31 protein-coding genes are annotated in these 26,261 nt (G+C 66.3%); 8 read left to right on the top strand and 23 right to left on the bottom strand.

Features of this window, described 5'->3' with window-relative positions:
* The 3 genes from ACNFBT_RS21335 to ACNFBT_RS21325 form a co-directional block, all read right to left on the bottom strand.
* The gene (locus ACNFBT_RS21335) at positions 1–927 is read right to left on the bottom strand and encodes a LysR family transcriptional regulator (RefSeq protein ID WP_416752733.1); all 927 of its coding nucleotides are present in this window, start codon (positions 925–927) and stop codon (positions 1–3) included.
* A 28-nt stretch (positions 928–955) separates the two neighbouring features.
* Positions 956–1,483: a cysteine hydrolase family protein gene (locus ACNFBT_RS21330; RefSeq protein WP_416752732.1), complete on the bottom strand. Its 528-nt coding sequence runs from the start codon at positions 1,481–1,483 to the stop codon at positions 956–958.
* A 134-nt stretch (positions 1,484–1,617) separates the two neighbouring features.
* Positions 1,618–2,376, bottom strand: coding sequence for an SDR family NAD(P)-dependent oxidoreductase (locus tag ACNFBT_RS21325; RefSeq protein WP_416752731.1), 759 nt, complete (start codon positions 2,374–2,376; stop codon positions 1,618–1,620).
* Between the two features lie 115 nt (positions 2,377–2,491).
* Between ACNFBT_RS21325 and ACNFBT_RS21320 the strand changes: the two genes are divergently transcribed.
* The 3 genes from ACNFBT_RS21320 to ACNFBT_RS21310 all read left to right on the top strand — a co-directional run bounded on the left by ACNFBT_RS21320 (position 2,492) and on the right by ACNFBT_RS21310 (position 4,497).
* The gene (locus ACNFBT_RS21320; RefSeq protein ID WP_416752730.1) at positions 2,492–3,442 is read left to right on the top strand and encodes a LysR substrate-binding domain-containing protein; all 951 of its coding nucleotides are present in this window, start codon (positions 2,492–2,494) and stop codon (positions 3,440–3,442) included.
* A gap of 77 nt (positions 3,443–3,519) precedes the next feature.
* Positions 3,520–4,020, top strand: coding sequence for a VOC family protein (locus ACNFBT_RS21315; RefSeq protein WP_416752729.1), 501 nt, complete (start codon positions 3,520–3,522; stop codon positions 4,018–4,020).
* A gap of 87 nt (positions 4,021–4,107) precedes the next feature.
* Entirely contained in the window at positions 4,108–4,497 is a 390-nt protein-coding gene (locus ACNFBT_RS21310; RefSeq protein ID WP_416752728.1) for a VOC family protein, read from the top strand.
* Between the two features lie 67 nt (positions 4,498–4,564).
* On the opposite strand, the gene ACNFBT_RS21305 is transcribed toward ACNFBT_RS21310, so the two are convergent.
* The 16 genes from ACNFBT_RS21305 to ACNFBT_RS21230 all read right to left on the bottom strand — a co-directional run bounded on the left by ACNFBT_RS21305 (position 4,565) and on the right by ACNFBT_RS21230 (position 19,719).
* On the bottom strand, positions 4,565–5,233 hold the full coding sequence (locus tag ACNFBT_RS21305; RefSeq protein ID WP_416752727.1) for a TIGR04211 family SH3 domain-containing protein: 669 nt from the start codon (positions 5,231–5,233) through the stop codon (positions 4,565–4,567).
* A 246-nt stretch (positions 5,234–5,479) separates the two neighbouring features.
* A complete protein-coding gene (locus ACNFBT_RS21300) occupies positions 5,480–5,992 on the bottom strand; it encodes a thioredoxin family protein (RefSeq protein ID WP_416752726.1) in 513 nt (170 codons plus the stop codon).
* 71 nt (positions 5,993–6,063) lie between these two features.
* Complete coding sequence (locus ACNFBT_RS21295) at positions 6,064–6,726, bottom strand: glutathione S-transferase family protein (RefSeq protein ID WP_416752725.1); 663 nt, start codon at positions 6,724–6,726, stop codon at positions 6,064–6,066.
* A gap of 87 nt (positions 6,727–6,813) precedes the next feature.
* Positions 6,814–7,167: a VOC family protein gene (locus tag ACNFBT_RS21290; protein ID WP_416752724.1), complete on the bottom strand. Its 354-nt coding sequence runs from the start codon at positions 7,165–7,167 to the stop codon at positions 6,814–6,816.
* A 38-nt stretch (positions 7,168–7,205) separates the two neighbouring features.
* Entirely contained in the window at positions 7,206–7,715 is a 510-nt protein-coding gene (locus tag ACNFBT_RS21285; RefSeq protein WP_416752723.1) for a hypothetical protein, read from the bottom strand.
* A gap of 133 nt (positions 7,716–7,848) precedes the next feature.
* A complete protein-coding gene (locus tag ACNFBT_RS21280; RefSeq protein WP_416752722.1) occupies positions 7,849–8,493 on the bottom strand; it encodes a methionine ABC transporter permease in 645 nt (214 codons plus the stop codon).
* Positions 8,486–9,547: a methionine ABC transporter ATP-binding protein gene (locus tag ACNFBT_RS21275; RefSeq protein ID WP_416752721.1), complete on the bottom strand. Its 1,062-nt coding sequence runs from the start codon at positions 9,545–9,547 to the stop codon at positions 8,486–8,488. The genes ACNFBT_RS21280 and ACNFBT_RS21275 overlap by 8 nt, the downstream gene beginning before the upstream one ends.
* Positions 9,548–9,706: 159 nt before the next feature.
* Positions 9,707–10,504: a MetQ/NlpA family ABC transporter substrate-binding protein gene (locus ACNFBT_RS21270; RefSeq protein ID WP_416752720.1), complete on the bottom strand. Its 798-nt coding sequence runs from the start codon at positions 10,502–10,504 to the stop codon at positions 9,707–9,709.
* 15 nt (positions 10,505–10,519) lie between these two features.
* A complete protein-coding gene (locus ACNFBT_RS21265) occupies positions 10,520–11,926 on the bottom strand; it encodes an LLM class flavin-dependent oxidoreductase (protein WP_416752719.1) in 1,407 nt (468 codons plus the stop codon).
* Between the two features lie 238 nt (positions 11,927–12,164).
* Positions 12,165–13,382, bottom strand: coding sequence for an SfnB family sulfur acquisition oxidoreductase (locus ACNFBT_RS21260; protein ID WP_416752718.1), 1,218 nt, complete (start codon positions 13,380–13,382; stop codon positions 12,165–12,167).
* Positions 13,383–13,391: 9 nt separating this feature from the next.
* Positions 13,392–14,627, bottom strand: coding sequence for an SfnB family sulfur acquisition oxidoreductase (locus ACNFBT_RS21255; RefSeq protein WP_416752717.1), 1,236 nt, complete (start codon positions 14,625–14,627; stop codon positions 13,392–13,394).
* Positions 14,628–14,760: 133 nt separating this feature from the next.
* Entirely contained in the window at positions 14,761–15,531 is a 771-nt protein-coding gene (locus ACNFBT_RS21250) for a MetQ/NlpA family ABC transporter substrate-binding protein (protein WP_416752716.1), read from the bottom strand.
* 143 nt (positions 15,532–15,674) lie between these two features.
* Positions 15,675–16,340: a methionine ABC transporter permease gene (locus tag ACNFBT_RS21245; protein ID WP_416752715.1), complete on the bottom strand. Its 666-nt coding sequence runs from the start codon at positions 16,338–16,340 to the stop codon at positions 15,675–15,677.
* Positions 16,340–17,713, bottom strand: coding sequence for an LLM class flavin-dependent oxidoreductase (locus ACNFBT_RS21240; RefSeq protein ID WP_416752714.1), 1,374 nt, complete (start codon positions 17,711–17,713; stop codon positions 16,340–16,342). Before ACNFBT_RS21240 ends, ACNFBT_RS21245 begins: the two co-directional genes overlap by 1 nt.
* A gap of 9 nt (positions 17,714–17,722) precedes the next feature.
* Positions 17,723–18,946 carry an SfnB family sulfur acquisition oxidoreductase gene (locus ACNFBT_RS21235; protein ID WP_416752713.1) on the bottom strand — a complete coding sequence of 408 codons (1,224 nt, stop codon included), beginning with the start codon at positions 18,944–18,946 and terminating at the stop codon, positions 17,723–17,725.
* 305 nt (positions 18,947–19,251) lie between these two features.
* Positions 19,252–19,719, bottom strand: a complete 468-nt coding sequence (locus tag ACNFBT_RS21230) for a YbaK/EbsC family protein (protein WP_416752712.1) — start codon at positions 19,717–19,719, stop codon at positions 19,252–19,254.
* A gap of 433 nt (positions 19,720–20,152) precedes the next feature.
* Between ACNFBT_RS21230 and ACNFBT_RS21225 the strand changes: the two genes are divergently transcribed.
* Positions 20,153–20,578, top strand: coding sequence for a YciI family protein (locus tag ACNFBT_RS21225; protein WP_416752711.1), 426 nt, complete (start codon positions 20,153–20,155; stop codon positions 20,576–20,578).
* A 17-nt stretch (positions 20,579–20,595) separates the two neighbouring features.
* Positions 20,596–21,012, top strand: a complete 417-nt coding sequence (locus tag ACNFBT_RS21220) for a VOC family protein (protein ID WP_416752710.1) — start codon at positions 20,596–20,598, stop codon at positions 21,010–21,012.
* Between the two features lie 176 nt (positions 21,013–21,188).
* Here ACNFBT_RS21220 and ACNFBT_RS21215 read toward each other — a convergent pair whose 3' ends face one another.
* Positions 21,189–21,470: a pyrimidine/purine nucleoside phosphorylase gene (locus ACNFBT_RS21215; protein ID WP_416752709.1), complete on the bottom strand. Its 282-nt coding sequence runs from the start codon at positions 21,468–21,470 to the stop codon at positions 21,189–21,191.
* A 110-nt stretch (positions 21,471–21,580) separates the two neighbouring features.
* Complete coding sequence (locus ACNFBT_RS21210; protein ID WP_416752708.1) at positions 21,581–22,132, bottom strand: exonuclease domain-containing protein; 552 nt, start codon at positions 22,130–22,132, stop codon at positions 21,581–21,583.
* Positions 22,133–22,196: 64 nt separating this feature from the next.
* Here ACNFBT_RS21210 and ACNFBT_RS21205 point away from each other — a divergent pair, with 64 nt between their 5' ends.
* The gene (locus ACNFBT_RS21205) at positions 22,197–23,114 is read left to right on the top strand and encodes an NAD(P)-dependent oxidoreductase (RefSeq protein ID WP_416752707.1); all 918 of its coding nucleotides are present in this window, start codon (positions 22,197–22,199) and stop codon (positions 23,112–23,114) included.
* Between the two features lie 38 nt (positions 23,115–23,152).
* On the opposite strand, the gene ACNFBT_RS21200 is transcribed toward ACNFBT_RS21205, so the two are convergent.
* The gene (locus tag ACNFBT_RS21200) at positions 23,153–23,494 is read right to left on the bottom strand and encodes a DMT family protein (RefSeq protein ID WP_416752706.1); all 342 of its coding nucleotides are present in this window, start codon (positions 23,492–23,494) and stop codon (positions 23,153–23,155) included.
* Positions 23,495–23,681: 187 nt separating this feature from the next.
* On the opposite strand from ACNFBT_RS21200, the gene ACNFBT_RS21195 reads away from it, so the two are divergent.
* Together ACNFBT_RS21195 and ACNFBT_RS21190 are read left to right on the top strand one after the other, a co-directional pair.
* Positions 23,682–23,936, top strand: a complete 255-nt coding sequence (locus ACNFBT_RS21195; protein ID WP_416752705.1) for a YkgJ family cysteine cluster protein — start codon at positions 23,682–23,684, stop codon at positions 23,934–23,936.
* 112 nt (positions 23,937–24,048) lie between these two features.
* Positions 24,049–24,657 (top strand): START domain-containing protein, encoded by a 609-nt coding sequence (locus ACNFBT_RS21190; RefSeq protein ID WP_416752704.1) that lies wholly within the window; start codon positions 24,049–24,051, stop codon positions 24,655–24,657.
* A gap of 127 nt (positions 24,658–24,784) precedes the next feature.
* On the opposite strand, the gene gltA is transcribed toward ACNFBT_RS21190, so the two are convergent.
* Positions 24,785–26,071, bottom strand: a complete 1,287-nt coding sequence (gene gltA, locus ACNFBT_RS21185; protein WP_207883036.1) for a citrate synthase — start codon at positions 26,069–26,071, stop codon at positions 24,785–24,787.
* Positions 26,072–26,261 lie beyond the last annotated feature (190 nt).

The raw sequence follows: 26,261 nt of genomic DNA, 5'->3' as shown, positions 1-26,261 counted from the left end.
CTAGCGATGGGTCGGTTCGAAGGGCGCGCAGCCGATGTCGCGGCAGGCCAGGTTCTCGCCGCTGAACTGCGCCGCGTCCTGGTCGAAGATGTCGCGCAGCCAGTCGCTCACCGCCTGGAAGCGGCCGATGCGACCGGCGTCGCGGTGGCTGAGCAACCAGATTTCCCGCGCCACCACCGGGCCGGTGAGGCGCACCAGACCGTTGCGTTCGCCGAGGATGCACGGCAGCAGGGCCATGCCCAGGCCGGTTTCGCAGGCGTGGGTGAGGGTGGTCACGCTGCTGGCGCGCAACGCGTAGCTGGCGTTGGGTGCGAAGTGGCGCAGCCACTGCATTTCCGGGGTGTCGTCGAGTTCCTCGCCATAGGCCAGCCAGGGTTGCTGCGGCCAGTCCTGCGGCGGCAGCTCGGCGAGCGCCGTGGCGGCGTACACCGAGAAGCCGATATCGGCGACCTTGCGCATCACCAGTGCGGCGTCCTCCTGTGGGCGCGCCAGGCGCAGGGCGAAGTCGGCCTCGCGGCGGGTGAACGACAGCGAACGGTTCGCCGGGACCAGTTGCAGCTGCAGGTTCGGGTAGGTGCGCGCCAGCTGCGGCATGTGCTGCACCAGCCAGTGGCTGAACAGGAAGTCGATGGATGTCAGGCGCACCGAGCCAGTGATGGCGCTGGCCTCGTTGCGGGTCTCCAGCAGCATGCTCTGCACATCGCCGAGGATACGCTCGCCATAGGCGAGGAAGGCCTCGCCGGCGTCGGTGGGCTTGTAGCCGGCGTTGTCGCGGATGAACAGGCGGGTCTGCAACGCCGACTCGGCCGCCACCAGGCGCCGGCTCATGGTCGAGGGGTCGACCCCGAGTGCGCGACCGGCGGCGCTCAGGCTGCCGTGGCGGGCCAGGGCGAGCAGGATCGGGATGTCGTTCCAGTCGAAATTCATGGCGCGTACCTCGTAGCCCGGCTTGCCATCAGAAGCGTACGTCGGCGGCGGGGATGACCTTGGCGCGCTGGCCGAAGCTGCTGATGCTGCCCAGCACGGCGTTGTGGTGGGCGCTGATCTGCGCGGCGCTGAGCACGGCGTTGTCCACCGTGGAGTGGGCGTCGCGCACCAGGGTCACCGCGTAGCCCTGGGCGAGGGCGCGGCGGGTGGTGGTGTCGACGCAGTAGTCGCTCTGCAGGCCGCAGATCACCAGGTGCTCGATGCCTCGCGTCTGCAGCAGGTCGGCAAGCTCGGTGCGCAGGAAGGAGTCCGGTGTGGTCTTGCGCATCCTGAGGTCGCCTTCGCCGGTCAGCAGGCGCGGCTCCAGTTGCCAGGCCTCGCTCTGGTAGGGCATGTCGCTGTCTTCATGCTGGATCAACACCACCGGCACGCCGGCGTCGCGGGCGGCGCGGCTCATGCCGTTGATGCGCTGCAGCACGTTGTCGATATCGTGGCAGGCATATTCGCCGGAGCAGAGGACGGACTGGACATCGATGATCAGCAGGGCGGTGCTCATGGCGGGAATCCTGGTGTAGGAAAAGACGACGCGAAGGATGGTAGCTGCCCGCGCCGGCCTGGCCAATGCCGGCGAATGCTTCGCGAGGATTGCCGCCGGCTTCGCTCCCGCGCGGGGCGGGAGCGAAGGAGGGCTCAGAGGAACATGCCGCCCGAGGCTTCGACGCGCTGGCCGTTGATCCACTGGCTGCCTTCGGCGAACAGCGCGGCGATGGCGCCACCGATGTCGTCCGGCAGGCCGACGCGGCCCAGGGCGGTGTTGCTGGCGATCTGCCGGTTGATCTCGGCGTTGTCGCGCACCAGGCCGCCGCCGAAGTCGGTCTCGATGGCGCCCGGAGCGATGATGTTCACGCCGATGCCGCGCGCGCCCAGTTCCTTGGCCTGGTAGCGGGTCAGCACTTCCATCGCGCCCTTCATGGCGGCGTAGGCGGCGTAGCCGGGCAGGGCGAAGCGGGTCAGGCCGGTGGAGACGTTGAGGATGCGCCCGCCGTCGGCGATCAGCGGCAGCAGTTTCTGGGTGAGGAAGAACGGGCCCTTGAACTGGATGTTCAGCAGTTGATCGAACTGCGCCTCGGTGGTCTCGGCGAAGGCGGCGTGGATGCCGATGCCGGCGTTGTTCAGCAGGAAGTCGAAGCGGTCGCGGCCGAAGGTGTTGCGCAGGCCGTCGCGGACCTTGTCGGCGAAGGCGTCGAAACTGGCACTGTCGGCCACGTCCAGCGGCAGCATCAGGGCGCGGCCGCCGCGTTGTTCGATTTCGGCGGCCACCGCCTGGGCTTCGTCGGCCTGGCTGCGGTAGGTGCCGATGATGTCGCTGCCTGCGGCAGCGAGGTGCAGGGCGGCGTTGCGGCCGAGGCCACGGCTGGCACCGGTGATGAGGGCGATCTTGCGGGTCATGGCGAAGCTCCGGTTGGGTGAGGATGGAGAGAGCTTATTGTTCGTTCCTGCGCTGATAAATCTGCTGGTTTCGGAAATACTGGTCGGTACATCCGAACAATAGCGATCCTCCGCCATGATCCGTCCCGAACTGTTGCGCACCTTTGTCCGCGTCACCGAACTGGCCAGCTTCACCCAGGCCGGCGAACAGCTCGGCCTGCCGCGCTCCACGGTGTCCGAGCACATCCAGACCCTCGAGGCCCTGCTCGGCGCGCGCCTGCTGCAACGCACCACGCGCAAGGTCACGGCGACCCAGGATGGCCTGGTGCTCTACGAACGCGGCAAGGACATGCTGGCCCAGCTGGACGAGTTGCAGGGCCTGTTCCGACAGCAGGACGAGGCGCTGGGCGGGCGCCTGCGGGTGGACATGCCGACGGTGATGGCGCGCAAGCTGGTGATGCCGCGCCTGGGTGAGTTCCTCGCGCGGCATCCGGCGCTGGAGCTGGAAGTGAGCTGCACCGACCGCCGCGTCGATCTGGTGCGCGAGGGGTTCGATTGCGTGGTGCGGGTCGGTGCGGTCAGTGATCCGTCGCTGGTGGCGCGTCTGCTCGGGCGCTCGCCCCAGGTCACCTGCGCCAGTCCCGCGTACCTGGCGGCCCATGGCGTGCCGCAGAGCCTTGCGGACCTGGCCGGGCACAGGCTGATCCATTACGTCAGCGTGTTGGGTTCGCGGCCGGCGGGGTTCGAGTACCTGCAGGATGGCGAGACGCGCAGCCTGCCGATGGCCGGGGCGCTGTCGGTGAACAACGCCGAAGCCTACGAGAGCGCCTGCCTGGGCGGGCTGGGGCTGATCCAGGTGCCGCTGCACGGCGTGCAGGACGAGCTGGCGGCGGGGCGGCTGGTGCAGGTGCTGGAGGCGGTGCCGCTGCCGCCGATGGGCATCTCGCTGCTCTATGCCCACCGCCACCTGCCGCAGCGGGTGCGGGTGTTCATGCACTGGCTGACGCAACTGCTGGGCGAGCCGGGCGTGCTGGGGCCGGCTGTGCCGCTCGACCGGTCGTCCGGCGCTACGGGAAAGTCCGCCTAGACTTGTCGATTCCGTCGTCGCCCAGGCGACCAAGCTGCATGCCGGTCATGCCGACCGCGCGCATCAGGAGACTCAGCATGTCCAGCCTGCAACGCATCAGCCCCTGCCTGTGGTTCAACGGCAAGGCCGAGGAGGCCGCCGAGTTCTACACCGGCATCTTCCCCCATTCACGGATCGTCCAGACCAGCTATTTCCCTGAGGCGGAAAAGGACCGCCACGGCGGCGTGCCCGGCTCGGTACTGACGGTGGAGTTCGTGCTCGATGGCCAGACCTTCATCGCCCTGAACGGCGGCCCCGCCTTTACCTTCAACGAGGCGATCTCGTTGCAGGTGTTCTGTGACAGCCAGAAGGAGATCGACCACTTCTGGGACAAGCTCTCCGCCGGAGGGCCGGTGGAGGCGCAGATGTGCGGCTGGCTGAAGGACCGCTTCGGGGTGTCCTGGCAGATCTGCCCACGCCATGTCGGCGACATGGTGGCCGACCCTGACCCGGTGAAGGCCTCGCGCACCCTGCAGGCGGTGATGGGGATGAAGAAGCTCGACATGGCGGCCATCGAACGCGCCCACGCTGGCAGCTGACGTCCGTCCGGGTGCCGTCGATGCGGGGCGGCGCGTGGTTATAGTTCAGGGCGGGGTGTGCGCCGCCGCCGAAGCGAGGACTCAGCGATGTTCAGCCACATCACCGTCGGTACCGCGGACCTGCCACGGGCCATTGGCTTCTACCGGCACCTGCTCGAACCCTTGGGCATCGGCCTGCTGGCGCACCGTCACAACCCGGAGCGCGCGGTCTTCACCCACCCTGACAGTGACATCGCCTTCTGTGTCTACGTGCCCATCGACGGACGCCCGGCCAGTGTCGGCAACGGCAGCCTGGTGGCCTTCGAGGCGCGCACCCGCGTGCAGGTGGATGCCTTCCACCGGCGCGCGCTGGAACTGGGTGGCGTCGACGAGGGTGGGCCGGGGTTGCGCCTGAACTACTCGCCGACCTACTACGGCGCCTATGTGCGCGACCTGGACGGCAACAAGCTGTGTTGCGTCTGCCACCAGGAAGAATGAATACCCACCGTGCGGCTCACGGCGGGTGGCCACCCATCGCGGCGTGGGTGGCGCTCTGGGGACCGGTTCAGATCCACTGGTCGTTACGTTTGCGGCGCACGCGCAGCAGGGTGGGCAGGATCAGCCCGGCCAGCAGCCCGGCGCCGGCGATGCTGCCGCCGTAGGCCATGTAGCGCATCAGCACCTGCTTGTTCTCGTCGCCCAGCTGCGCCTGCGTCGCGCGCAGGTCGGAGCGCGCCTGGCTCAGCTCGTTGTCCAGCGAGGTGCGCGCGGCCTGCAGTTCGTCGATCAGTTTCTTGCGTGCATCGAGGGTTTCCTGCATGCCCTGTACGCGGGTCTTCCAGCTGTCGTTGATGCCGTCGAGCTGGCTGCTCAGCTCGGCCACCTTCTGCTCCAGTTGCGGCAGGCGCTCGGCCTGGCCGGGCTTGTCCTGCAGGTCGCGACTGGGAATCCACACCGTGCTGCCGCTCTCGCTGCGCACCTGGCTGTAATCGCCCTGGGTGCTCACCAGCTCGACCTTCTGCCCGGAGACGAGGGTGCCGACGATGCGGTAGCCATCGGTCGGGCCGCTGCGCACGTAGGTGGTCAGGCTGTCGTTCACCCAGCGGGTGTTGCCGGGCGCCTCCTCGGCCTGGGCCGGCAGCGTGGCCACCAGCAGGCCACCGAGCAGGCAGGCGCCCAGGGCACGGGTCTGGAGGAGGGGAACACGGGGAGCGAGCGGGCGGGATAGGGACATGGTTGATCTTCACGTGGCGATAGGAACAAACCCGGCGAGCGGGAGTGAAATCGCCGACCCGGAAGTTGTTATGAACAGGGCGGGAACTGACGCGATCCAGCGTCAAATGGCCAAGTGCCATGTAACCCGCCCAGGTGGGCCGACAGCTGACAGACAGCCGATGGGCGGCAGGAGTTCACTGGGCGGTGAAGCGAGGGATGGGCGGCTGTCCGCGAGCGGGACAGCCGGGAGGTCAGCGGTGGCGGATCAGGCGCGGCCTTCGGCGGCTTCGATGATGTCCAGCAGGTCGGTCAGGGTGTCTTCCAGGTACTGCCCGGCGCGGTAGTCCGGTTTCAGCCCATCGCCGCCGGCGATGACCACCTGCGGACGCTCGACGAAGCGGCCGACCAGCTCGAAGCGCTCATCCAGCACGGCCACCACCGGGATCGGGATACGCTCCAGCGCCAGCCGCTCGCGCAGGTCGTCCTCGGCGCGGCCCTTGGTGATCACCGAAAGATCGATGCGCGGCTGGGTCCGCTGCAAAAAGTCCATTACGGTGACGTTGATCTGGCAGTCCGGGCACCACATTTCCCCCGCCACCAGCAGGTGATAGTGCCGCGAGACGGCCTGCATGCGCTGGCGGGTGGCGGCGCTGATGGCTTCGGGGGCGGCCAGTTTGACCTGCACCGTGCGCACGCCGGCGATTTCGTCCGGCAGTCCGTGGGCGACGAAGGCGTCGAAGCCTTCGCCGATGGAGAAGAGTTCCTCGTAGGAGGCCATGGGGGTTTCTCTTGCAGACGGGGGAACCGGCATCCCAGCAGAATTGCCGGAGGAGGGCAACCCGGCGGCCGTCAGTCCCGATTTGGCGCGCCGAGCGGGAACAGCGGGCGGTAGGGGCGGGCCTCGTCGACGGCGCGGGCGAACGACGGGCGCGCCAGCAACCGCGAGCGGTATGCCCGCAGTATCGGGTAGGCGTCGCTGATGCGGTGGGTCCAGTCGGCATAGAACAGGGCCGGCGCCGCCGCGCAGTCGGCGAGGGTGAAGTCATCGCCATTGGCCCACAACTCGCTGGCGGCCAGGTGGCCCTCCAGCCAGCGGTAGGCGAGTTCGAGACGCTGGGTTGCGACCGAGAGGCCATCCTGGCGCTTGGCCGCATCGCCGGTCAGGGCGCCGGAGACGGCATGCTGCACCGGGCTCATTACATGCAGGTCGAAGAAGCGGTCGAGGAATCGAACCTGCAGGGCCTCCATCGGATCGGCCGGCAGCCAGCGCTGCGCGCCGTCCTGGGTGAGCTGCAGGTACTCGATGATGATGCTCGACTCGGCGATGCTGCTTTCACCGTCCTGCAATACCGGGAACTTGGCCAGCGGCCACAGCCGCAGCCACTCCTTCGAATGCTCCGGTGTGTCCGGCCCGAGGCAGCGGAACTCGAAGGGCGTGTCGTTCTCGTACAGGGCGATCAGGACTTTCTGGGTGTACGACGAAAAGGGATGACCAAAGAGTACGAGGGACATGGCGGACCACCTGCTGTTGTACTGCGCGCCGTTCGCGGGGTGGTTTCACCCTAGTTGCCTGCGGAGCTCGCGGCAAGGCGGAGCTCCTCAGTCGCGGTGCTCCAGCACGTTCACCAGTGTGCCCAGCGGGTCGCGCAGGAAGAATCGGCGCACGCCCCAGGGCTCGACGGTCAGCGCGTAGGCGATCTCATGACCGGCAGCGAGGGCGCGTTTGTGCACCTCATCCAGGTTGTCCACTTCGATGGACAGGTCGGGCACCGGCGCACCCGAGCCGCCTTCGCTGGCCAGGCTCAATTGCGCCGGGGCGCTGGCACCGCTGGCGAGGGTGAGCAGCCAGCCGTGGTCCATGACGACCTGCAGGTCGAACAGTTCGCGATAGAAGCGCGCCACCTCGGCGGGCTTGCCGGTGGCGAGGTTGGCGACGATGCGGCGGACGGTCATGGTGGCGCTCCGAAATGGGACGCCGCCAGCATAGACGCTCAGTGCGCCGGGCGTGCCGGCGGCATGCGCCGGCGATGGATGCGGTAGAACTGGTAGAGCACACCGATGACGAAGACCAGCAGCGCGATCATCACTGCCGTTTGCACCGGCGGCGAGTCCGGGCCATGGCCGATGGGGTTGGATGGGGGGAGGCGCGACAGGGATTCGTTGAGTGTCGGGATCATCATCAGGAAGAAGCTGAAGCTCATCGCCGCCGTTGCCAGGTATTCGCCCAGGCCGCCCAGCGCGCTGATCCGTTGCGCGTAGCTGCCCACTGCCAGGGCGACCAGGCAGAGGATGCCGATGGCATGCCCGGCGTTGAAGCCGCCGGTACTGGAGAGCCCGAAGGCGGTGAGCACGCCGAGGATCATCCCGTAGACGTACCACTTGCCGACGCGGCTGCGCGGATCGATGCGCCCCGCCTGATAGAACGCCCAGATGCCGGCCACGAGCGGCACCAGGCTGATGGCGGTATGCACGATACCCAGGGTGGAAAGGGGGTTGGCCATGACGAACGCCTCCGCGGTGAGCACAGGGACGCCACGCATCCACGAACTGTGCCGGGGCACGGAGGGGCGGGTGTTGTCAGGTTAGACACCACCCGCGCGGGAGCCGGGCCGTGGCGCTGTCAGCCGACGAACGTCACAGCCGCTTGTTGAGCCAGCGGGCCAGGCGGTCGCCGCCGAACTGGATCAGGGTCACCAGCGCCACTAGCAGGATGATCACGGTCAGCATCACCTGGGTGTCGAAGCGCTGGTAGCCGTAGCGGTAGGCCAGGTCTCCGAGGCCGCCGGCACCGATGGCGCCGGCCATGGCCGAGGAGTTGATCATGGTCACCAGGGTGATGGTGAAGCCCGCGACTATGCCCGGCCGCGCCTCGGGCAGCAGCACGTTCCAGATGATGTGCCGGGGCTGGCAGCCCATGGCCTGGGCCGCTTCGATCAGGCCGTGGTCGACTTCGCGCAGGCTGACTTCGGCGATGCGCGCGAAGAACGGCGTGGCGGCGATGGTCAGCGGCACCACGGCGGCCCAGACGCCGTAGCTGGTGCCGACGATCAGCCGGGTGAAGGGGATCAGCGCGACCATCAGGATCAGGAAGGGAATCGAGCGCAGCACGTTCACCACGCTGCCCAGGCTGCGGTTGACCAGTCGCGCCTGGAAGATTCCGCCGGGGCCGGTGGTGACCAGCACCAGGGCCAGGGGAATGCCCACCAGGAACACGATGGCCGAGGACGCGCCGATCATCACGAGGGTGTCGAGCAGGCCTTGCAGCAGGCGTTCAGGCATGGGTGAGCACCTCCAGGCGATCGGCGACGTCGCGGGCACGTTCGAGCAGTTGCGGAGCGCTGGCGGCGGGGGCGGCGACGCTCAGCAGCAGGCGGCCGAGGGCGCGGCCCTGGATGCGCTCGATGCCGCCATGCAGCAGGCTGACGCGGTTGCCGAGGGCCCGGGCGATGGCCAGCAGGTCTGGCTCCTCTTGGCGGACGCCGGTGTAGTGCAGGTCGAGGATGACTTCGTCGGCCGACGGATGCTCCAGGCGCGCCAGCAGGTCCGGCGGCAGGTGCTGCTGCAGCGAGCCGAGCAGGGTGCGGCTGACTTCGTGCTGGGGGTTGCCGAAGACTTCCCAGACATCGCCCTGTTCGACGATGCGCCCGCGTTCGAGCACCACCACGCGGTCGCAGATTTCGCGGATCACCGCCATCTCGTGGGTGATCAATACGATGGTCAGGCCCAGGCGGCGGTTGATGTCGCGCAGCAGCGCGAGGATGGCCTGGGTGCTCTCCGGGTCCAGCGCCGAGGTGGCCTCGTCGCAGAGCAGGATTTCCGGCTGGTGCACCAGCGCGCGGGCGATGCCGACGCGTTGCTTCTGCCCGCCGGAGAGTTGCGCCGGGTAGGCGTGGCGTTTGTCTTCCAGCCCCACGAGCTGCAGCAGTTCCTCCACCCGCTCGGCGATGCGCGCCTTGGGCACGCCGGCCACGCGCAGGGGCAGGGCGATGTTCTGCGCCACGGTCTTGGCGGACATCAGGTTGAAGTGCTGGAAGATCATGCCGACGCGGCGGCGCAGGCCGACCAGCTGCTGGGCGTCGAAGGCACCGATGTCTTCGCCGTCGATCAGCACCTGGCCGACGCTGGGTCGCTCCAGGCGGTTGAGGGTGCGGATCAGCGAGCTCTTGCCGGCGCCGCTGCGGCCGATGATGCCGAACACTTCGCCACGGCGGACGGAGAGTTCGATGTCGCTCAGTGCCTCCACCGGGCCGTGGTGGCCGGCGTAGGTCTTGCTCAGCCCGCGCAGGGCGATGTGCTGGGTGGCGAGTTCGAGGTTGCGGTTGAAGCTGACCATGGTGGGGGCCTGTCCCTGAAGTAGGGGCAAGGAACGTAGGGCGAATAACCTGGAACAGGTTATCCGCCGGCTGTTGTGCGGCGGATAACGCTGGCGCGTTATGCGCCCTACGAAACCAAACTTGCGAGTCGAGCGATCTTTGTAGGAGCGCTGGCGCGTTTACTGCCAGCCCGGCTGGTAGAGCGAGCCGTGGGCCTTGTCCAGTGCGGCGCGCACCTGTGGCGAGTGCTGGTAGAGATCGACGAACTTCTTGAGCCGGCCATCCGGGTCCTTGAAGTCGTCACGGGTGACGAACTGGATGACGTATTCCTTGTTCTCGATGCCGTCGAACAGCAGCGCGCTGTTCGGATCGATGGTGCCGGCCAGGCGGATGTAGTGCGGGTAGCCCTGGGCGAGGTCGACGTCGTCCAGCGCGCGCACCAGCTGCACGGCTTCCAGCTCGATGATCTGGATGTGCTTCGGGTTGGCCACGATGTCGTCCAGCGTCGCCTTGTAGCCCACGCCGTCCTTGAGCTTGAGCAGCCCGGCCTTCTGCAGCAGCTGCAGGCCGCGGCCGCCATTGATCGGGTCGTTGGCGATGGCGACCTTGGCGCCTTCTGGCAGGTCGGCGATGGCCTTGTACTTGGTGGAGTACAGGCCGACGTTGTTGATGATCCCCGGCGCGAAGGCCTTCAGGTGCAGACCGCCTTCGCGGTTGGCGTTCTCCAGGAAGGGCGTGTGCTGGAAGTAGTTGGCGTCGATGTCGCCGTGGTCGAGGGTGATGTTCGGCGCGTTCCAGTCGGTGAACTCCACCAGTTCGACCTTCAACCCTTGCTCGGCGGCTTCCTTCACCGCCACTTCCAGTGGTGGGGCGAAGGCGGCGGTGGTGCCCAGGCGCAGGGTATCGGCGGCCTGGGCCAGGCCGGCGGCGAGGAGGCTCAGCGAGAGCCCGAGGGAAAGCTTCAAACGTGCATGCATGGCAACGAATCCTTTTTAGTTTTCTTGAAGAGAGAGGGCCGGAGTCGCTCCAGTGGCGGATTGCGCGCGGTAGCTCGCGCCGACATGCCACGCGGGCAATCGGGCGCGGCCGGCGCCAAAGAGTTTTTCCCGCAGGGTGCCGTCCGCGTAGGCAGTCTTGTAGGCGCCACGGTTCTGTAGTTCGGGCACCACGAGGTCGATGAAGTCGGCGTAGCTTTCCGGCTCCACGGTGCGGGTCAGGTTGAACCCGTCGAGGCCTGCCTCGTTGATCCAGCCCAGCAACTCGTCGGCCACCTGGATCGGGTCGCCCACCAGGGTGGTGTACCGACCGCCCAACGTGAACTGCTCCAGCAACTGGCGGACGGTGGCATCGGTGCGGGCGACGGTCAGGGCCTTGGTGGCGGATTCGATGGCGTTGGTCTTCTCGTAGCGGATCGGCTCGTCCAGCGCATAGCGCGAAAAGTCGATACCGGTGGTGCTGGCGAAGTGTGCAAGGCCGGCCTCGGCGCTGGCGAAGCGGCGGTACTCGGCGAGCTTGTCGAGGGCCTCGGCTTCGGTCGGCGCGACGATCACGTTGATACCCATGAACACCTTGATGTCGTCCGCCTGGCGGCCGGCATCGACTGCGGCCTGACGTATGCGGTCCACCAGCACGCGGGTGGCCTCGCGGGTCTGCGCCGAGACGAACACGCACTCGGCGTGGCGCGCGGCGAAGGCCAGTCCGCGATTGGACGCGCCGGCCTGGAACAACAGCGGCGTGCGCTGCGGCGACGGCTGGCTGAGGTGGTAACCCTCCACATCGAAGAACTCGCCGTGGTGACGGACCTTGTGTACTTTGCCCGGCTGCGCATAGACGCGGCGCTGGCGGTCGGCGAGCACCGCGTCGTCTTCCCAGCTGCCTTCCCAGAGCTTGTAGAGCACTTCCAGGTATTCGTCGGCGCGGTCGTAGCGGCGGTCGTGGTCGATCTGCCGCTCCTGGCCCATGGCGCGGGCGGTGCTCTCCAGGTAGCCGGTGACGATGTTCCAGCCGACCCGGCCGTCGCTCAGGTGATCCAGCGTGGAAAGCCTTCGGGCGAACGGGTAGGGCGCCTCGTAGGTCAGGTTGGCGGTGACGCCAAAACCCAGGTGCCGGGTGGCGCCGGCCATGGCCGAGACCAGCATCAGCGGGTCGTTCACCGGCAGCTGGATGGCCTCTTTGGCGGTGAGGTCGATGCCGTTCTGGTAGACGTCATAGACGCCGAGAATGTCGGCCAGGAACAGGCCGTCGAACAGACCCTTTTCCAGCAGGCGGGCGAGGTCGGTCCAGTGGCTGAGCTTGTTGAAGTCCGTCGAGCGGTCGCGCGGGTGCGTCCACAGACCATGGTTTATGTGGCCGATGCAATTCATGCTGAAGGCGTTGAGAAGGATCTGCTTCTGGCTCATGGGAAATCCTTGCAGGGAGTCATGGCGCGGATTTTTACCAGCTGAGTTCTCTGTTCAGATGAGATCGGTGCCAGCGCATCGCCCTCCCCCCAGCCCTGGCTACGCGCCCCGCTCAGAGGGAGAGGGGGCAGGCCGTGCCGGCTGACACCTTGTTTTCTCCCTGCACCGAGCGGTCCCCTCTCCCGCTTGTGGGAGAGGGTTAGGGTGAGGGGCTCTTGTCGATGCAAAGCGCCAGACATCACAGCGTCCCCCGGCGCGGCGGCAACTGGTCGTTGAGGTAGTAGTTGCCCACCGCGAAGTACTTCCAGCGCGCCGGGTCGTGCAGGGTGTGCACGCGGGCGTTGCGCCAGTGGCGGTCCAGGCCCAGCTCGGCGAGGCTGGCGCGGCTGCCGCCCAGCTCGATCAGCTTGGAGCCTGCCAGCAACGAGACCTCGGTGGTGATCGCCCGCGCCTCGGCCACGGCGATGGAGGCGGCGGCGACGCTCTCGGCGGTCGGCTCGGCGGTGGCCGCATCGAGCACGCGGCCCGAGCGATCCAGCAGGGCTTCGGCGGCATGCAGGCGGATCGCCAGGCGGCCGACTTCGTTGATCGCCAGCGGGTCGTCGCTGGCCTTGTCCACGCCCGAGTCGATCCATGGCCGCGCTTTCTCTCGCAGGAACACCAGGGCATCTTCGTAGGCGCCCCGGGCGATGCCGACATCGATGGCGGCGTGGAGAATCTGCGCGAACGGACCGACCGTAGTCGGGCGCTCGAAGGCAGTCTGGAACGGCACCACGTCGTCTTCGGCCACTTCTGCGCCGTCGAACACTACGCTCCCGCTGCCAGTGGTGCGCTGACCGAAGCCGGACCAGTCATCGACCACCTCCACGCCCTTGGCATCGCGGGTGATGAAGGCGAGTTGCTGCACGCCATCGTCATCGATCACCAGCGTGGGAATGCGCCGCGCATAGAGCGCGCCGGTGCAATAGAACTTGCGCCCGTGAATGCGCAGCCGGCCGTCCTCGCGCTTGAGGCGGGTGGTGCGGTCGTGGGCGGTGCGCGTGCCGATTTCCGCCAACGCATTGCCGAAGCGCACGCCGGCCAGTACCTCGGCGAACAGGCGGGCCTTCTGTTCTTCGCTGCCGTTCACCCGCAGCAGTTCGACGGCATAGAAATGGTTCTGCGGAATCTGCCCCAGCGATCCGTCGGCGGCGGAGATGATGGCGATCACGCGCGCCACCGTGACGCGGGAAACCCCAGCACCGCCGTGTTCGCGCGGCACGGTGATGCCCCACAGGCCGGAGCGGCTGAAGCGCTCCAGCTCGTCCCACGGCAGGCGCCGTTCGCGGTCGCGGGCGATGGCGCCTTCGCGGAAGTCGGCGGCCAGGGCGCGGGCGACTTCCAGGGCTTCGTCGTCGCTGCGGATGATATGGACGGGGTTGGCCAGCTCTGGGTTAGTCAAAACGAGGCTGTTCATCGGCGCTCCTCAGATCCAGGAATGACGCGCGGGGCGGGCGCCGTTGAGGTGGTAGGCGCCGACCGCCTGGACCTTCCAGCGCACCGGGTCGTGCAGGGTGTGCACGCGGGCGTTGCGCCAGTGGCGGTCGAGGTTGAATTCGGCGAGGGTGGCGCGGCTGCCGGCCAGTTCGAAGAGCTTCTCGCTGGCGGCCAGGCTGATCTCGGTGGTGAGCACCTTGGCCTCGGCCACGGCGATGGAGGCGCGGGCGGCAGACTCGTCGTCGATGGGACGCGCGCTGACTTCGTCGAGCACATGCCCGGCGCGCTCCAGCAGCGCCTCGGCGGCGTGCAGTTCGACTTGCAGGCGGCCGATCTCGGCAATGGTGAAGTGTTCTTCGCTGGCGTTTTCGACGCCGGCATCGATGAAGGGGCGGGTGCGTGTGCGGATGAAGTCGATGGCATCTTCCAGGGCGTTTGCCGCAATGCCGGCATCGATGGCGGCCTGGATCAGCTGCGACACCGCGCCCTGGATATTGGGCACGTCGGCGAGGCGACCGTTGTGAATCACCAGCGAGCCGGCGACGGGGGCGTTGTCCAGCAGCACGGTGCCGCTGGCGGTGGTGCGCTGGCCGAAGCCGGACCAGTCGTCGACGATGCGCAGGCCTTCCACGCCGCGCTCGACGAAGCCCATGACGGCGCGGCCTTCTTCATCGATGGCTTTCACGGCCACCCAATGAGCGAACAGCGCGCCGGTGGAATAGAACTTCTCGCCGCTGACGCGGAAGTGGTCGCCGTCGCGCGCCAGCCGTGCCTTCAGTTCGAGGGTGTTTTTGGTATTGCGCTCGGGCCCGGCATTGCCGATGCGCCGACCGCCCAGCACACCGCCGAACAGCACGCGCTTCTGCGCCTCGCTGGCGACGTTGTCGATGACGTTGAGCAGGCCGAACTGGTTCTGCGGAATCTGCCCCAGCGCCGGGTCCGCGGCGCAGATCACGCGGAAGACTTCGGCGACGGTGGCGTAGGAGGCCTGCGCGCCGCCGTACTCGCGGGGAATGCTGATGCCGCCCAGGCCCAGGGCGGTGAAGTGCTCCAGCTCGCGCCAGGGCAGGGCGCGCTCGCGGTCGCGGGCGGCGGCTCCGGGTTTTGCCAGGCCGGCCACTTCGTGGGCGGCGTCAATGGCCTGGGCGTCGTTGTCGATGCGGCGCGCCGGGAGTAGCCGGGGCGCCTGGTCACGAAGGTCCTTGGGTGCGGATTCGTTGGTCATGCGATTACCTGTGTTGACGGAGCAGCTCTTGTGTAGGAACGAGGGGGACGCCTAGTCCTTGCTCGCGAACCTGTCGGCCCCTCAGCGGGGCTCGTTCGCGAGCAAGCTCGCTCCTACAGGGTTCGGCGTTCGCTTAGAACGCTGGCGCGATCTCGCCCTTGTATCGAGTCAGGATGAACTGGCGGACCTCCGGCGAATTCAGCGCCTTGGCCAGCTTCTGGATGCCCGGGTCCTGGATGTTGTCCGGACGGGCAACGAGGAACTCGGCGTAGAGGTCCTTGCCTTTCTCCACGATCAGCGCGCTCTTGGTGTCGATGCCGGCTTCCAGGGCGTAGTTGGCGAAGATGAAGGCCAGGTCCACCTGCTTCACCGCGCGGGCCAGCAGGGCGCCTTCCAGTTCACGGATCTTCAGGTGCTTGGGGTTGTCGGTGATGTCGCGCTCGGTGGACTGCGGGTTGGTCGGGTCCTTGAGCTTGATCAGGCCGCTCTCGGCCAGCAGCACCAGGGCGCGGCCGGTGTTCACCGGGTCGTTGGGGATGGCCACGCTGGCGCCGTCGGGCAGCTCGGCGAGGGACTTGACCTTGGTGGAGTAGGCGCCGAACGGCTCGATGTGGATGCCCACCACCGGCACCAGGTCGGTGTGGCGGGTCTTGTTGAAGTCATCGAGGAACGGACGGTACTGGTAGTAGTTGGCGTCGAGGTTCTTCTGCGCCAGCTGCAGGTTGGGCTGGATGAAATCGGTGAAGACCTTGATGTCCAGGTCGACGCCTTCCTTGGCCAGTTGCGGTTTGACGAATTCGAGGATCTCGGCGTGGGGCACCGGGGTGGCGCCGACCACGAGTTTTTCCCCCGCGTGGGCGGAGAAGGCGACGACGGCCGCCAGGATGGCGATGGCCTTTTTCATGGGTGTTGCTCCGTGGCTAGTTTAGAAAGTTGCAGTAGTGGGTGGGCCGTCGTGGTGTGGACGTGGGGCCTTGGTGGCAGCGGGGCCGGCTGCCGGCGGCTGGATCGAAGGTGCCGCTCCCGGGTGGGGAGTGGGCGGGGAATTCAGCGCCGGGTGTAGCGCGCCACCAGGCGGTCGCCGCTCATCTGCAGGGCCTGCACCAGCAGGATCAGCAGGGCGACGGTGATGATCATCACGTCGGTCTGGAAGCGCTGATAACCGAAGCGGATGGCCAGGTCGCCGAGGCCGCCGCCGCCAATCACGCCGGACATCGCGGTGTAGTCCACCAGCACGATGGCGGTGACGGTCACGGCAGCGATCAGCCCGGTGCGCGCTTCGGGCAGCAGCGTGTGCCAGATGATCTGCCAGGTGCTGGCGCCCATCGCCTGGGTGGCTTCCACCAGGCCGCGGTCGACCTCGCGCAGGGCGGTTTCCACCAGTCGTGCGAAGAACGGCGTACAGCCCACCACCAGCGGCGGGATGGCGCCGGGCACGCCCAGCGAGGTGCCGGTGACCAGCGTGGTGACCGGGATCAGCACAATCAGCAGGATGATGAACGGCAGCGAGCGCAGCATGTTCACCACTACCGAGAGCGCGCGGTACAGGCCGGGTTTCTCATGCAGCTGGCGCTTGCCGGTGAGGTACAGCAGCACGCCCAGCGGCAGGCCCAGCAGTACGGTGAAGACCAGCGCGCCGCCGAGCATGGCCAGGGTGTCCAGGCAGGCCTGGCCGAGGTCGTGCCAGTCGAGGTTGCGGAACCAGCCGTCCATCACTGTTCACTCCGGCGCAGCTTCGCAGCGCGGTGCGAGGCGCCGAGTCGGTCGCCCCGACCGAACAGCTTGTGGCGCAGGGTGCCTGGCTCGTAGTCGCGCTTGAACAACCCGCGCGCTTGCAGTTCCGGTACCAGCAGGTCAACGATGTCGACGAAGGTTTCCGGCGCCACCAGGCTGGAGAGGTTGAAACCGTCGACGTCGGTTTCCTCGACCCAGGCCTGCAACTGGTCCGCCACGGTCTGTGGCGAACCCACCAGCAGCGGGCCGTCGCCACCCAGGGCGCAGTAGTCGGCGATCTCGGCGGCGGTCCACTGGCGCTGCGGGTCGGCGGCGCTGAAGGCGTCCACCGCGGATTGGATGGCGTCGCTCTGTACGTGGCGCAACACCTGGTCCGGCGCGTACTGGCCGAAGTCGATGCCGGTCCAGCCGGAGACCAGTGCCAATGCGCCTTCGCGGTCGCTGTACTGGCGATAGTCTTCCAGCTTGGCCAGGGCCTCTTCGTCGGTCGGTGCGACGATCACGGTGAGCTGGTTCAGTACCAGCACGTCGTTCGGTTGGCGGCCCGCTTCCACGGCCAGACGGCGCAGGTCGGCGACCTGATCGCGGAGGATGTTCTTGGTCGGCGAGGCGACGAACACGCATTCGGCATTGCCGGCGGCGAAGGCCTTGCCGCGACTCGAAGCACCGGCCTGGTAGAGCACCGGCGTGCGCTGCGGCGATGGCTGGCTGAGGTGGAAGCCCGGCACTTCGAAGTGCTCGCCCTTGTGTTCGATGGGGTGCACCTTGCGCGGGTCGGCGTAGACGCCGTTCGCGCGGTCGGCTACCACCGCGTCATCCTCCCAGCTGGCCTCCCAGAGCTTGTAGCAGACCTCCAGGTATTCCTCGGCCAGGGCATAGCGCTGCTGGTGGTTGAGCTGCTGTTTCAGCCCCAGGTTGCGCGCGCCGCTGTTGAGGTAGGAGGTGACGATGTTCCAGCCGGCGCGGCCTCGGGTCAGGTGGTCCAGCGTGGAGATGCGCCGGGCGAACGGAAACGGGTGCTCGAAGGACACCGAGGCGGTGATGCCGAACCCCAGGTGCTCGGTGGCCGCAGCCATGGCCGGGACTATCTGTAGCGGGTCGTTAGCCGGCACCTGTGCGCCAGCGCTCAGCGCGGCATCGGCGTTGCCGTGGTAGACGTCGTAGACGCCCAGCACGTCGGCGAGGAACAGGCCGTCGATCTTCCCGCGTTCGAGGGTTTTCGCCAGCTCGATCCAGTAGTGGAGGTCGGTGTAGCGCGCGGCCTGCTGGTCGCGTGGGTGGCGCCAGAGGCCGGGCGACAGGTGGCCGACGCAGTTCATGGCGAAGGCGTTGAGGCGGATCTGCTTGCTCATCGCGCTTCCTCAGTTCCAGTCGTGGCGCGGTGGGCGCTTGTCGTTCAGCAGCCAGTTGCCCACCAGGTGGTACTTCCAGCGCACCGGGTCGTGCAGGGTGTGCACGCGGGCATTGCGCCAGTGGCGGTCGAAGCCGTGGCGGGCGAGGGTGGAGCGGGTGCCGCCCAGCTCGAACAGCTTGTTCGAGGCCTCGATGGCGACCTCGGTGGTCAGCACCTTTGCCTTGGCCACGGCGACCGAGGCGCGGGCCACGCTGTCTTCGTCCGGTGCGGGGCGAGCGGCGTCCATCACCTTGCCGGCGCGCTCCAGCAGGGCGTCGGCAGCTTCGATGCGGATACCCAGTTCACCGATCTGGATGATGGTCAGCGGATCTTCGCTGGCCTTCTCCACGCCGGCGTCGATCCACGGACGCGCCTGCTCGCGGACGAAGGCGATGGTGTCGCGCAGCGCGGCGCGGGCGATGCCGGCATCGATGGCGGCGGTGGTGATCTGCGCGAACGGGCCGGCGAGGGTCGGCACGTCGTAGGAGCGGTGCGTGGGGAAGACGTTGAACGCCGGTACGCGCAGGCCTTCCACCAGTACGGTGCCGCTGGAGGTGGTGCGCTGGCCGATGCTGGCCCAGTCGTCGACGATGACCAGGCCCGGCGCGCCGCGCGGGACGAAGGCGAGCTGGGCGTTGTTCTGTTCGTCCACACCGAGCACACCGACCCAGTGGGCGTAAAGCGAGCCGGTGCAGTAGCCCTTGCGGCCATCGATCACCACGCTGTCACCGTCGCGGCGCAGGCGGGTCTGGATGTCCTGGACGTTCTTGCCGCCGGTTTCCGACAGCGCGTTGGCGAAGCGGTTGCCCTTGAGCGCGAGGTCGAAGAAGAAGTGCTTCTGCTCGTCCGTGCCTTGCAGGCGGATGTCTTCCAGCAGGCAGTAGTGGTTCTGCGGAATCTGCCCCAGCGACGGGTCGGCGGCGGAGACGATGGCGATGACTTCGGCGAGGGTGGCGTAGGACACCTCGGCGCCACCGTACTCACGGGGCACGGTGATGCCCCACAGGCCGCTGTTGGAGTAGACCTCGACGACCTCGGGCGGGACTTCGCGGTTGCGGTCGCGCTCGGCGGCGCCTTCGAGAAGGAAGGCGGCGACCTTGTGGGCGACTGAGAGGGCTTCGGCGTCGGAGCCGATCCGGTGCGCGTTGGGTTCGCGGATGTCGTAGTGGGCGGATTCGGGGAGTTGGGGCATGGCAGTACAGCGACCTCGGCAGATGAATCGACCCGGTGTTCGGGTCTGTCTGATCAGGTCATTGCACAAGCTGTGCCGGAAATTAAATTACATATAAATCAATGACTTGTAGATTTGGCGCAACAGTTGCGGCGCTGGGCGAACAGCAAAGTGTTGGGCGGGTGTTGCTGGAGCAACAGTGTTGGCGCATCGGGGATTCTGTCGGGGGGAGGCAATGTTCGCGAGCAAGCTCGCTCCTACAGTTCAACACCGATGCATTCCTTGTAGGAGCGAGCTTGCTCGCGAACCAGGCTAAAAACGTCGACTCAGCCCAGTTCCTGACAAACATCCACCCAATCCGCCGCCACCAGTTCCGCCATGCGCTGCGGCTCGATTCGCACAGCACTGTGCACCGCCCCGGCCGCAGGCAGTACCTCGTCGAACGCCTGCAGCGACACATCGCAATACACCGGCAGCGGCGTTGCCAGCCCGAACGGGCAGACCCCGCCCACCGGATGCCCGGTCAGCTCCACTACGTCCTCGGCACCGAGCATCTTGGCCTTGCCGCCGAAGGCTTCCTTGAGCTTGCGGTTGTCCAGCCGCGCATCGCCGCGGGCCACCACCAGCACGGTGCGCTCGCCCACCCGCAGGGACAGGGTCTTGGCGATGCGACCCGGCTCCACGCCGTGGGCCTCGGCGGCCAGGGCGACGGTGGCGGTGCTGGTTTCCAACTCGATGATGGCGATGTCGGGGGCCTTTTCGGCGAAGAAGGCGCGAACCGATTCCAGGCTCATGGGCAGGCTTCCTGTACAGAGAAAGCGTTCCAATCTAGGGAGCGGAGCAGGGGCTGTCCAGTCGCCGGGGCCTGACCTGTCATCAGCTGCGGTGAACGCCCCGGCGAATCCGATGCCCATGGTTTGATTGGTCGTTCAATCAGGACGGTGTTCATGGGGCGGAAAGGTGCATGACGCAACGCGCCGCGTGATGTTTGCAATAGACGGCGGTGTTTGCCGACGTCGATGCAGCGCGTGTCGTGGTTCTCGCCTTTTGTCGCGTGTCTCCAGAGGGGCGGGCACTCCCGGTATTCCCGCCTATGCTCAGGCATCCTGCGGGACGCCGCGAAATTATTTTCGGGCCGCTGTCGATTTCGCTGTGCGCGCTTCGACTACTCGTCAGGAACCGGGAATGCCCGGCCGCCACGATGACCCTAACAAGAGGAGAAAAGCCATGCGCTTCATGGTGATAGTCAAGGCCACCGCCGAATCCGAAGCCGGCGTGATGCCCAAGGAAGAAATGCTCGCGGCGATGGGAGCCTACAACGAGGAGCTGGCCAAGGCCGGTGTGATGCTCGCCGGTGAAGGGCTGCAACCCAGCCTCAAGGGCGCTCGGGTTCGCTTCGACGGCGCCTCGCGTACGGTCATCGACGGCCCCTTTGCCGAGACCAAAGAGCTGATCGCCGGCTACTGGATCTTCCAGACTGCCTCGCTGCAGGAGTGCATCGATTGGGTCAGGCGTTGCCCCAATCCCTTCGAGGGGCCGTCGGAGATCGAGATCCGGCAGATTTTCGAAGCCGAGGACTTCGGTGCCGAATTCACCCCGGAACTGCGCGAGCAGGAAGACCGCATCCGCGAGCAGATCGCTCGCAAATCCTGAAACAGGAGGAAACCACCATGTTGATGAATGCCTACCTGACCTTTAACGGCAACTGCGAAGAAGCCTTCCGTCATTACGCCGAGGTACTGAACGGCAAGCTGCCGGCGCTGATGCGCTTCTCCGACGCGCCGGGCTGCGAAGACATGCCGGCGGAGTTGAAGAATCACATCATCCACGTGCGCCTGGAGGTGGACGGTCACGTGCTGATGGGCTCGGACGCATCGCCGCAATGCGGGACATACGAGGGGATGAAGGGCTGTTCGATCACCCTCAATGTCGACACCAAGGCCGAGGCCCGGCGCATCTTCGAGGCCCTGGGCAAGGGCGGCAAGGTCACCATGCCGTTGGAAAAGACCTTCTGGGCCGCGCTGTTCGGCACGTTTGAGGATCGCTTCGGGGTGGCGTGGATGATCAATTGCGAGAAGGATGCCTGATAGGCTCCCAATGCCTGGGTGCCTGTAGGAGCGAGCTTGCTCGCGAACGCTCTCCCGCGGCTCCAGGAACTGGGTGGTTCGCGAGCAGGCTCGCTCCTGCAAGGTCATGCTCGCCGTCGATTTACGGGCAATAAAAAACCGGCCACCAGGGCCGGTTTTTTCATGACGCGCCGAACTCAGCGGTATTCGCAGAGGTAGGCGGTGTCCTGGGCGACCTTCAGCTGGAACTTGCTGTTGGCCGGCACGGTGAACTTGCTGCCGGCGGCGAAGGTTTCCCAGTTGTCGCTGCCCGGCAGCTTGACGATCAGCGCGCCGGCGACGACGTGCATCACTTCCAGCTGGCTGGTGCCGAATTCGTATTCGCCGGGGGCCATCACGCCGATGGTGGCCGGGCCTGCGGTCATGTCGAAGGCGATGGATTTGACGGTGCCGTCGAAGTACTCGTTGACCTTGAACATGGGCATCTCCTGCTAGAGGGGTGAAAAAGGGCTGGCCAGTATGCCCAAGGGCGCAGGCGGCGTCACTAGAGGTGCAACAGGGACCGTTCGGTCGACAGCGAACCGTGGATTCAGCTGGTGACCGGCAGGGCGAGCGGCAGCAGGCGGGCGGTGTTGCGGGCGTCTTCCAGGGCGCGGTGCTGTTGCCCCTGGAAGTGCAGGCCGGCCAGGTGCAGTGCGGCATTCAGGCCGACCGGGCGTTTCAGCTGGCGGGCCTCGGCGAAACGCTGCTTGAGGTTGATGTGCGGCACGCGGGCGAGGTGGCTGTCCAGTTTCTGCCTGCGCCATTCGATTTCCAGTTGGTGGCGGTCGTAGTCGCCCCAGCTGGTCCAGCCGGCCAGGCGTGGACTGTGCTGGGCGAGCCAGCGTTCGAACTGCGGCCAGACCTCGCGCAAGGGCGCTGCCGCATCGACGTTGGCCTGGCTGATGTGGGTGAGCTCGCGGCAGAAGGTGGTCAGCAGCGGCCGGCGCTGCGGCCGGACGAAGCGCTGGAAGTGATCCAGCTCGCGGCCGTCGGCCTCGGTGACGAGCGTCGCGCCGATTTCGATGATTTCCATTTCCTCGACCGGCCAGCCGCCTTCCTCGGTGGTGGCTTCCAGGTCGATCACCAGCCAGTGGGGCATAGTGGATGCTCGCGGATGAAGGTCTCCGCAGTATGGAAGGGCTTTTCAGGACCGGCAAACCGCTGTGCTAGGCTCAGCGGCTTTCGATGGTGAGGGGTGGGGCATGGCAAAAGTCGCTTTCATCGGCCTGGGCGTGATGGGGTACCCGATGGCGGGGCACCTGCAGCGTGAGGGGCACGAGGTGTGCGTGTACAACCGCACGGCGTCGCGGGCGGCGCGCTGGGTCGAGCAGTTCGGCGGCAACTCGGCGGCGACGCCACGCGAGGCGGCGCAATGGGCGGAGTTCGTGATGTGCTGCGTGGGCAACGACGACGATCTGCGCAGCGTGATGCTGGGCGAGGACGGCGCGTTGGCGGGCATGCAGCCGGGGGCGGTGCTGGTCGATCACACCACCGCGTCGGCGCAGGTCGCCCGCGAGCTGGCGGTGTTGGCCGCGGAGCGTGAGCTGGGCTTTCTCGATGCGCCGGTGTCCGGCGGCCAGGTCGGGGCGGAAAACGGTTCGCTGACGGTGATGGTCGGCGGCGATCCACTGATCTTCAAGCGTGCTGAGTCGATAATCGCCACCTACGCGCGGATGGTGCGGCTGATGGGCCCAGTGGGCAGCGGCCAGTTGACCAAGATGGTCAACCAGATCTGTGTCGGCGGACTGCTGCAGGGCTTGTCCGAAGCGTTGCACTTCGCTCGCAGCGCCGGTCTCGACGGCATGGCGGCGATGGAGGTGATCAGCAAGGGCGCGGCGCAGTCCTGGCAACTGGAGAACCGCCATCAGAGCATGCTGGAAGGGCGCTTCGACTTCGGCTTCGCGGTGGACTGGATGCGCAAGGACCTGGGCATCGTACTCGACGAGGCGCGCCGCAACGGAGCCCAGCTGCCGGTGACCGCGCTGGTGGACCAGTTCTACGCCGAGGTGCAGGCCGCCGGTGGCGGGCGCTGGGATACGTCCAGCCTGATCACCCGCCTCAAGGACGGCTCGCAGCCCTGACCGGGGAGGGGGTCGCCGGCAGCGGCACCCGTTCGGCCTCAGGCGCGGAAGATGAAGTACACCGCGCCGAGCAGGCACAGGCCGGCCCACAGGTAATCGAGTTTCAATGGCTGCTGCATGAAGTACACGCTGAATGGTACGAAGACCGCCAGGGTGATCACTTCCTGCATGATCTTCAGTTGCCCGACTGACAGGGATGTGTAGCCGATGCGGTTCGCGGGTACCTGCAACAGGTACTCGAACAGGGCGATCCCCCAGCTGACCAGTGCCGCGACTATCCACGGTTTGGTGTTGAGGGTTTTCAGATGGCCGTACCAGGCAAAGGTCATGAACAGGTTGGAAAGCCCCAGGAGAAAGGCGGTTTGCAGCCAGACCGGCATGGTGAAAGGCTCCACTGAGAGGTGTGCGAAGCCTAATGGATGCGTGGGACGACAGAAAGGGGGCGCCTGTTGGCGCTGTGCCCACTGATCCGGCCGGCTTGGCGGCGAGCGCGGCGGGCTATATTCTCGGCGCCCGTTTCTACCAGTCCGCCCCGCCTGGGCGGGCGTCCGCCTCGAGAGTTCCTCCATGCAGTGCCGTATCGGCTGTGGCGCCTGTTGCATCGCGCCGTCGATTTCCTCGCCCATTCCCGGCATGCCCGACGGCAAGCCGGCGGGCGTGCGTTGTGTGCAACTGGACGAGCGCAACCTCTGCAAGCTGTTCGGCGATGCGCGGCGGCCGGCCGTCTGTGCCGCCTTCGAGGCCGATCCGGAGGCCTGCGGCCAGAGCAATGAGCAGGCGCTGCAGATCCTTGCCGAATGGGAGCGGATCACCTCCGCCTGAGTGACTTGGAGGTCACGGTTTTAGGGGCCATACTGACGCCCGTCCCGCTCAAGACCGCGGATTCGGAAGGGCACCCTTGCCCGACAAACCAAGAATAAAGAGAGGTAAGACGATGCGTGGTGTACTGCGTATGACCCTGTTGGCCACTGCCGTGATGGGGCTGACCGGGACCGCGATGGCGGAAGACTGGCAGCTGGCGAAGGACGAGGATGGCGTCAAGGTCTATCTGAGCAGCGTGCCGGGTTCCAAGTACAAGGCCTATCGTGGCGTCGTCGACATCAAGGCTGACGTGGCCACCATCAGCGCCCTGCAGGACGACGCCAAGGGTTCCTGCAAGTGGATCCACGCTTGCGGCGAAATGCGCTTGCTGAAGAGCGAAGGCGCTGACTCCTGGACCTACTCTAAGATCGACATGCCCTGGCCAGTGACCGGCCGGGACGTGGTGATCCATGTGACCACCGAGAAGACCGCCGATGGTGGGATGATCCGCCACCTGAAGGCCGAGCCGACCTACATCCCGGAAGAGAAGGGTGAGATCCGCGTTCCGAAACTGATCGGCGAGTGGAAGCTGGTGCCCAAGGCGGCTGGCGTGACCGAAGTGACCTACCAGGTGCAGACCGAGCCGGGCGGCAGCATTCCGTCCTGGCTGGCCAACAGCTTCGTGGTCGATGCGCCGATGAACACCCTGAAGGGGCTGCGCAGCGCTGCCGAGAAGAAATAAGCGCTGTTTACCCTGATGAAAAAGGCCGCCTTCGGGCGGCCTTTTTCATGGGTGATGCTTTTCCAGCAAAGTTCAAAGGCAATAAAAAAGGCTGCCGAAGCAGCCTTTTTTCATCACGCCGTGGCGATTACTTGCGGTCCTTGAGGGACACGAAGTCGCGCTGGGCGCTGCCGGTGTACAGCTGGCGCGGACGGCCGATCTTGTACGGACCGGAGAGCATTTCCTGCCAGTGCGAGATCCAGCCCACGGTACGTGCCAGTGCGAAGATCACGGTGAACATGCTGGTCGGAATGCCGATGGCCTTCAGGATGATGCCGGAGTAGAAGTCCACGTTCGGGTAGAGGTTGCGCTCCACGAAGTACGGATCGTGGCGGGCGATTTCTTCCAGCTTCATGGCCAGTTCCAGCTGCGGGTCGTTGATGCCCAGCTCCTGGAGAACCTCGTCGCAGGTCTGCTTCATGACCTTGGCGCGCGGGTCGAAGTTCTTGTACACGCGGTGACCGAAACCCATCAGCTTGAACGGATCGTTCTTGTCCTTGGCCTTGGCCACGAACTTCTCGATGTTCGATACGTCACCGATCTCGTCCAGCATGCGCAGAACGGCTTCGTTCGCACCGCCGTGGGCCGGGCCCCACAGGGCGGCGATGCCGGAGGCGATACAGGCGAACGGGTTGGCACCCGAAGAGCCCGCCAGGCGCACGGTGGAGGTGGAGGCGTTCTGCTCGTGGTCGGCGTGCAGGATGAAGATGCGGTCCATGGCCTTGGCCAGCACGGGGCTGATCGGCTTGGTCTCGCAAGGGGTGTTGAACATCATATGCAGGAAGTTTTCTGCATAGTTCAGGTCGTTGCGCGGGTACATCATCGGCTCGCCCTTGGAGTACTTGTACACCATGGCGGCGATGGTCGGCATCTTGGCGATCAGACGATGCGCCGAGACTTCCCGGTGCTTCGGATTATTGATGTCCAGGGAGTCGTGATAGAAGGCGGAGAGGGCACCGATCACGCCGCACATCACGGCCATCGGGTGCGCATCACGGCGGAAGCCGTTGAAGAAGGTCTTCAGCTGCTCATGAACCATGGTGTGGTTCTTGATGGTGCCGACGAATTGTTCCTTCTGCTCGGCGGTGGGCAGTTCGCCCTTGAGCAGCAGGTAGCAGGTTTCCAGGTAATCGGAGTTCTCGGCGAGCTGCTCGATCGGGTAACCACGGTGCAGCAGGACACCTTTATCACCATCGATGAAGGTGATCTTCGACTCGCAGGAGGCGGTGGACATGAAACCGGGGTCGAAAGTGAAGTGGCCGGTGGAGGTCAGGCCGCGAACATCGACAACGTCGGGACCCAGCGTGCCGGAGAGGACAGGCAGTTCGACGGGGGCTGCGCCCTCGATGATCAACTGCGCTTTTTTGTCAGCCATGTAGGCCTCCTATTTATGCTTGAAATCATCTGTACGACCCCCCACGCAGGGCCCGCACCACTATAGAGAGATAAATCCGAATGTCAATTTGCACAAACGGACTAGATCGGCTCCTCCAAGCCTCTGTTTTGGCGAAAAAAATTGCCTGTTTACGCCTTTTAAGGGGGTGCGGCAATTAGTCCTTAGGTGA

This window comes from Pseudomonas sp. NY15181 (assembly GCF_048068055.1).
Lineage (GTDB): Bacteria > Pseudomonadota > Gammaproteobacteria > Pseudomonadales > Pseudomonadaceae > Pseudomonas.
The sequence above is the reverse complement of the archived record's forward strand: the minus strand, read 5'-3'. Positions and strand labels throughout refer to the sequence as shown.

Bases quoted from the DNA above. Each gene is read 5' to 3' on its own strand.
- ACNFBT_RS21265 (WP_416752719.1), bottom strand. From the start codon at position 11,926: ATGAGCCAGAAGCAGATCCTTCTCAACGCCTTCAGCATGAATTGCATC.
- ACNFBT_RS21315 (WP_416752729.1), top strand. From the start codon at position 3,520: ATGTCCAGCCTGCAACGCATCAGCCCCTGCCTGTGGTTCAACGGCAAG.
- ACNFBT_RS21250 (WP_416752716.1), bottom strand. From the start codon at position 15,531: ATGAAAAAGGCCATCGCCATCCTGGCGGCCGTCGTCGCCTTCTCCGCC.
- ACNFBT_RS21220 (WP_416752710.1), top strand. From the start codon at position 20,596: ATGTTGATGAATGCCTACCTGACCTTTAACGGCAACTGCGAAGAAGCC.
- ACNFBT_RS21280 (WP_416752722.1), bottom strand. From the start codon at position 8,493: ATGCCTGAACGCCTGCTGCAAGGCCTGCTCGACACCCTCGTGATGATC.
- ACNFBT_RS21255 (WP_416752717.1), bottom strand. From the start codon at position 14,627: ATGACCAACGAATCCGCACCCAAGGACCTTCGTGACCAGGCGCCCCGG.
- ACNFBT_RS21230 (WP_416752712.1), bottom strand. From the start codon at position 19,719: ATGAGCCTGGAATCGGTTCGCGCCTTCTTCGCCGAAAAGGCCCCCGAC.
- ACNFBT_RS21235 (WP_416752713.1), bottom strand. From the start codon at position 18,946: ATGCCCCAACTCCCCGAATCCGCCCACTACGACATCCGCGAACCCAAC.
- ACNFBT_RS21190 (WP_416752704.1), top strand. From the start codon at position 24,049: ATGCGTGGTGTACTGCGTATGACCCTGTTGGCCACTGCCGTGATGGGG.
- ACNFBT_RS21335 (WP_416752733.1), bottom strand. From the start codon at position 927: ATGAATTTCGACTGGAACGACATCCCGATCCTGCTCGCCCTGGCCCGC.
- ACNFBT_RS21200 (WP_416752706.1), bottom strand. From the start codon at position 23,494: ATGCCGGTCTGGCTGCAAACCGCCTTTCTCCTGGGGCTTTCCAACCTG.
- ACNFBT_RS21305 (WP_416752727.1), bottom strand. From the start codon at position 5,233: ATGTCCCTATCCCGCCCGCTCGCTCCCCGTGTTCCCCTCCTCCAGACC.
- ACNFBT_RS21240 (WP_416752714.1), bottom strand. From the start codon at position 17,713: ATGAGCAAGCAGATCCGCCTCAACGCCTTCGCCATGAACTGCGTCGGC.
- ACNFBT_RS21285 (WP_416752723.1), bottom strand. From the start codon at position 7,715: ATGGCCAACCCCCTTTCCACCCTGGGTATCGTGCATACCGCCATCAGC.
- ACNFBT_RS21295 (WP_416752725.1), bottom strand. From the start codon at position 6,726: ATGTCCCTCGTACTCTTTGGTCATCCCTTTTCGTCGTACACCCAGAAA.
- ACNFBT_RS21245 (WP_416752715.1), bottom strand. From the start codon at position 16,340: ATGGACGGCTGGTTCCGCAACCTCGACTGGCACGACCTCGGCCAGGCC.
- gltA (WP_207883036.1), bottom strand. From the start codon at position 26,071: ATGGCTGACAAAAAAGCGCAGTTGATCATCGAGGGCGCAGCCCCCGTC.
- ACNFBT_RS21210 (WP_416752708.1), bottom strand. From the start codon at position 22,132: ATGCCCCACTGGCTGGTGATCGACCTGGAAGCCACCACCGAGGAAGGC.
- ACNFBT_RS21215 (WP_416752709.1), bottom strand. From the start codon at position 21,470: ATGTTCAAGGTCAACGAGTACTTCGACGGCACCGTCAAATCCATCGCC.
- ACNFBT_RS21270 (WP_416752720.1), bottom strand. From the start codon at position 10,504: ATGCATGCACGTTTGAAGCTTTCCCTCGGGCTCTCGCTGAGCCTCCTC.
- ACNFBT_RS21310 (WP_416752728.1), top strand. From the start codon at position 4,108: ATGTTCAGCCACATCACCGTCGGTACCGCGGACCTGCCACGGGCCATT.
- ACNFBT_RS21260 (WP_416752718.1), bottom strand. From the start codon at position 13,382: ATGAACAGCCTCGTTTTGACTAACCCAGAGCTGGCCAACCCCGTCCAT.
- ACNFBT_RS21225 (WP_416752711.1), top strand. From the start codon at position 20,153: ATGCGCTTCATGGTGATAGTCAAGGCCACCGCCGAATCCGAAGCCGGC.
- ACNFBT_RS21325 (WP_416752731.1), bottom strand. From the start codon at position 2,376: ATGACCCGCAAGATCGCCCTCATCACCGGTGCCAGCCGTGGCCTCGGC.
- ACNFBT_RS21195 (WP_416752705.1), top strand. From the start codon at position 23,682: ATGCAGTGCCGTATCGGCTGTGGCGCCTGTTGCATCGCGCCGTCGATT.
- ACNFBT_RS21320 (WP_416752730.1), top strand. From the start codon at position 2,492: ATGATCCGTCCCGAACTGTTGCGCACCTTTGTCCGCGTCACCGAACTG.
- ACNFBT_RS21330 (WP_416752732.1), bottom strand. From the start codon at position 1,483: ATGAGCACCGCCCTGCTGATCATCGATGTCCAGTCCGTCCTCTGCTCC.
- ACNFBT_RS21275 (WP_416752721.1), bottom strand. From the start codon at position 9,547: ATGGTCAGCTTCAACCGCAACCTCGAACTCGCCACCCAGCACATCGCC.
- ACNFBT_RS21290 (WP_416752724.1), bottom strand. From the start codon at position 7,167: ATGACCGTCCGCCGCATCGTCGCCAACCTCGCCACCGGCAAGCCCGCC.
- ACNFBT_RS21300 (WP_416752726.1), bottom strand. From the start codon at position 5,992: ATGGCCTCCTACGAGGAACTCTTCTCCATCGGCGAAGGCTTCGACGCC.